The organism is Bacillus sp. JJ1474 (genome assembly GCF_036965225.1).
In the GTDB taxonomy this organism is placed as follows: domain Bacteria; phylum Bacillota; class Bacilli; order Bacillales; family Cytobacillaceae; genus Cytobacillus.
On record NZ_JBALPC010000254.1, the window covers coordinates 1 to 4622 of the forward strand.

A 4622-nucleotide genomic window follows, 5' to 3' on the forward strand; every position below is an offset into this window, starting at 1 on the left:
GTTCATTATTATGTAAAAATAGCTATCTATAATAGAGGTGGCGATGCAATCAGCTAATGCTGATATCAAACTCGATTAAGTAAATAGGCAGTTGTTCACCTAGGTAATAAGGAATCTACTAAAATAAATAACATTAATATTTAATAATTGTAACTTTTTGTATGCGCTTACAAATGTATACTGAGTTCCTGAAACTACTTCAATAATTCTCTACAAAAGATGACTTCTTCCTTTATTCTAGATGACTCTGTTGTTTGGATACCTGGTAAACATCTGGACCTTTGATCTTAGTCAAATATGGAAAAATTGTGCAATACTTTAATCGCGTTATTAGTTTAGTAAACAATTGTACCCACCTCGAAAAACAGGGAGTGAGAAATCTATGCATGAACAACAATTGGAGAGAGGTCTAAAGAACAGGCATGTCCAACTAATCGCCATTGGCGGGGCGATCGGAACTGGATTATTTCTTGGAGCAGGAAAATCTATTCATTTAACAGGGCCTTCAATTTTATTTGCTTATATGATTACAGGCATAGTTTGCTTTTTAATCATGCGCTCACTTGGAGAGTTGCTCTTAAGTAATCTGAAATATCATTCTTTTGTTGACTTTGTTCAAGATTATTTAGGGAATATGGCAGCATTTATCACCGGATGGACCTACTGGTTTTGCTGGATTTCAATTGCAATGGCTGACTTAACAGCAGTTGGTCTTTACTTTCAGTATTGGTTCCCTAGTGTACCACAGTGGATGCCAGCTTTAATTGCGCTTGTCGTGTTGCTCGTTATGAACCTGGCAACTGTAAAACTTTTTGGCGAATTGGAATTTTGGTTCGCATTAATTAAAATTATCGCGATTCTAGCACTAATTGTCGTTGGAATTTTTATGATTATTACTGGCTTTACCTCGAATGCAGGCACAGCTAGTCTCACGAATTTATGGAGTCACGGCGGAATGTTCCCGAATGGCATAAATGGCTTTATTCTCTCATTCCAGATGGTCGTGTTTGCGTTTGTTGGTATTGAGCTTGTGGGACTGACAGCAGGTGAAACGAAAGATCCAGAAAAAGTAATCCCAAAAGCAATTAATAGTATTCCTATTCGGATTATTATTTTCTACATTGGTGCACTAATTGTTATTATGAGTGTATATCCGTGGAACTCGATCAACCCAATGGAAAGTCCGTTCGTTCAAGTTTTCGTAGGACTAGGTATCACTGCTGCTGCTGGTATCGTCAACTTTGTCGTTCTTACATCCGCAGCTTCTGCAGGTAATAGCGCCGTTTTTAGTACAAGCCGGATGCTATACTCTCTTGGAAAAGATAATAATGCACCTGTTCCATTTACAAAACTTGATTCCCGTAAAGTACCTTCCAATGCATTGATCTTTTCAACTGGCGTCATACTCATTTCTGTTGTTTTAAACTATGTAATGCCAGAGGGAGTATTTACACTGATTACAAGTGTTTCTACCGTATGTTTCATCTTCATTTGGGGAATTACGGTTATCAGCCATATGAAATACCGTAAAACAAGGCCAGATTTAGCGAAAGTGAATAAATTTAAATTACCGCTTTATCCATTTTCCAATTACTTGATTCTTGCTTTCCTAGCGTTCGTTCTTGTAGTACTTGCACTAGCGGAAGATACTCGTGTTGCCTTGTTTGTAACTCCTGTTTGGTTTATTATTCTGGTTGTGATTTATAAGATTCGGCAATCAAAGGCAAATCATGAGAATAAAGGAAATGTAGCGTAAAATTTAGATGCAATGGATAAAATTCCGATTAGCATGGTGATCAACTACTTTCTAAATTAATAAAGTTTTTCCAGAAAAATATTGACATATTATGATAAAACTCTTATTCTAATAATTACAAAAATTAAATATAGTACGGATGATAGTTGTGGGAGAGTGTAGTCGTCAATACCACCGAAGGAGCAAGTTCCAAAAATACCCTTGGAACTAATCTCTCAGGTAGAAGAACTACAACTGGACGTTACTCTGGAGAGCGCGTTTTTTAAACGCCACCAAAGGGGAAGACTCTTATAAAGAGTTAAACTCTCAGGTAAAAGGACAGAGAAGGGGGAGAGAGCGCATCAATACCCTTTTCTGTCCTTTTTTGTGTTCAAAAAATGACAGCAAAGCGTATTGTTTACCTGCCTTTGTCTTGGAAAAGAATAAATGTAGCTGAACAAACGATTTTTAAATTCCCAAAATTGCAAATTTATAATTTTTAAAACAGCTAGGGAAAGTCAGAATTGAAAATCAAGGAGGAATAGATATGAGTTTACGGGAAAATGATTCAACCATTTTTGAAGCGATCGAGAAGGAAAGTCACCGCCAGCATCATGCGTTAGAGCTAATTGCATCAGAAAACTTTGTAAGTGATGATGTATTAGAAGCCATGGGGAGCGTATTGACGAATAAATATGCAGAAGGGTACCCAGGTAAGCGTTATTACGGTGGATGCGAAAATGTAGATGTTGTTGAAAATGTTGCTATTGAACGTTTAACTAAATTATTTGGCGCTAAATTTGCAAATGTCCAAGCTCACTCAGGTGCCCAAGCGAATACAGCTGTATTTTTTGCATTGCTTCAGCCAGGCGATAAAATTATGGGAATGAATTTATCACACGGTGGGCATCTAACCCATGGAAGTCCGGTAAACATGTCAGGAAAATGGTTTGAGGTTGTGTCTTATGGAGTAAGAGAAGATAATCACCTGATCGATTATGATGAACTTGAAGCAATTGCTGAAAAAGAACAGCCAAAATTAATTATTGCTGGCGGAAGCGCATATACAAGAACAATTGATTTTGCCCGATTTAGAGAAATTGCCGATAAAGTTGGCGCAATATTAATGGTTGATATGGCGCATATTGCAGGACTTGTTGCTGCAGGTCTGCATCCTTCACCAATTCCATTTGCAGATGTCGTGACTAGCACAACGCATAAAACATTAAGAGGTCCACGTGGCGGTATTATTTTGACGAATGATGAAGATATAATTAAAGCTATTAATAAAGCTGTGTTCCCTGGAATTCAAGGCGGCCCACAAATGCATATTATTGCTGCGAAGGCTGTTGCATTTAATGAAGCATCCCAGCAAAGTTTTAAAGAGTATGCTAAACAAGTCATCGAAAATGCAAAAACACTTGGTCAAGAGTTAGTGAAAGAAGGCGCAGCCCTCGTTTCTGGAGGAACCGATAATCATATCGTATTACTAGATGTTCGCCCTTGGGATTTAACAGGCAAAGAGGCGGAAAAGCTGCTTGAAGAAGCAGGCATCACCGTCAACAAAAACACGATTCCATATGATCCACAAAGTCCGTTCGTAACAAGCGGAATCCGCATGGGGACACCAGCGTTAACAACGCGGGGAATGAAAAAAGAAGAAATGGTGCAAATTGCGAAAGTTATCGCAGCTGTCTTGAAGAGCAAAGGGGATTCAGAGGTTTTAGAAAAGGCAAAGGAAACAACAAAAAGCATTTGTGCTGAGTTTCCGTTATTTCAACAACAGCCAGTTCTTGTATAAGAAAGACATTGTAAAGTGGGTGTCCAAAAGTAACTTTTGGCCACCCTTTTTTTGCATAAAAAACTTTAAATCCGACATTTTTGTAATAATTAAGTCACCACAACGAATTATCTAAAGGAACTATTTTCTTAAGTACATTCAAAATCCCACGAACCAATTAGTTCTTCCAATAGACATTGAAGACCTCATTTCCAAACCACATCTTGTCGAATTGTCGATTTAGCAGTTGGAAAAATGCACTCCTATTTGCTTGCATTTCTTCATCCTGATGATAATCGTCTTCCCAATCATCCATTAAAACTAGTTAATTAATTCAGAGTTTATTAAATTTTCTTCTCTATTTGGTCAGTTATAGCGTATAATACTTTTGATTTGATCGGAGAAAGGGTTGATAATTAATGGATAATATTGATAAGAATATCCTTCAACTATTAACAAATAACGGGCGAGTATCATATGTAGAGATTGGAAAACAATTAGGTTTATCACGAGTTGCTGTCAGAGAAAGAGTAAATAAATTAGTAGAAGACAAGGTTATCGAACAATTTACTGTAGTAATAAATAGCGAAAAGGTTGGAAAAAATGTTTCTGCTTTTTTTGAAATAGATTGTGAACCTAGTTCACTCGTTAAAGTAGCTGAAGCGTTAGCAGAAAACCCTAATGTTGCCAGCTGCTATCAAATGACAGGCCCCTCAACATTACATATGCATGTTTTGGTAGAAAATTTTAATTCTCTAGAAAGATTCATTAATGAAGAATTATACGCATTAAATGGAATAACTCGTGTGGAGAGTCACATTTTACTACGTCGCTTTAAAAGTAGAAGAGGACTTAAATTATAAGTAGAAAAACTCATCGTAGTGATGAGTTTTTTCTATTTGTATTAATATGGCACATTAGTTTGTCAATTTGTATTTGTTAAAATGATTATAAAAACAAATTTTTGAATGGATATTTGTACTTAAGCAAACAAAGTGAAACCTTAAATAGGTAGAAAAGTAAAAAAAATAAAAATATTAAATTTTTTTATAGCTTTTTGTTTTTTAATCATCTATAATCATTTTTAAATCAATATTAACATTTGGT

The 4622-nt window shown here is 36.1% G+C and carries 3 protein-coding genes and 2 riboswitches; all 3 genes read left to right on the plus strand.

Annotated features, from left to right (window positions below; genetic code table 11):
* Positions 1 to 382: 382 nt before the first annotated feature.
* The 3 genes from V7164_RS23700 (at position 383) to V7164_RS23710 (ending at position 4378) form a co-directional block, all read left to right on the plus strand.
* Positions 383 to 1756, plus strand: a complete 1374-nt coding sequence (locus V7164_RS23700; protein ID WP_335355424.1) for an amino acid permease — start codon at positions 383 to 385, stop codon at positions 1754 to 1756.
* Positions 1757 to 1895: 139 nt separating this feature from the next.
* Positions 1896 to 1997, plus strand: a riboswitch (glycine riboswitch).
* A riboswitch (glycine riboswitch) is annotated at positions 1998 to 2088 on the plus strand. It begins immediately after the preceding riboswitch.
* Positions 2089 to 2282: 194 nt separating this feature from the next.
* The gene (gene glyA, locus V7164_RS23705; protein WP_335355425.1) at positions 2283 to 3536 is read left to right on the plus strand and encodes a serine hydroxymethyltransferase; all 1254 of its coding nucleotides are present in this window, start codon (positions 2283 to 2285) and stop codon (positions 3534 to 3536) included.
* A 398-nt stretch (positions 3537 to 3934) separates the two neighbouring features.
* Positions 3935 to 4378, plus strand: a complete 444-nt coding sequence (locus tag V7164_RS23710) for an Lrp/AsnC family transcriptional regulator (RefSeq protein ID WP_335348424.1) — start codon at positions 3935 to 3937, stop codon at positions 4376 to 4378.
* Positions 4379 to 4622 lie beyond the last annotated feature (244 nt).

Coding starts and splice junctions, on each gene's coding strand:
- V7164_RS23700 (WP_335355424.1), top strand. CDS start 383: ATGCATGAACAACAATTGGAGAGAGGTCTAAAGAACAGGCATGTCCAA.
- glyA (WP_335355425.1), top strand. CDS start 2,283: ATGAGTTTACGGGAAAATGATTCAACCATTTTTGAAGCGATCGAGAAG.
- V7164_RS23710 (WP_335348424.1), top strand. CDS start 3,935: ATGGATAATATTGATAAGAATATCCTTCAACTATTAACAAATAACGGG.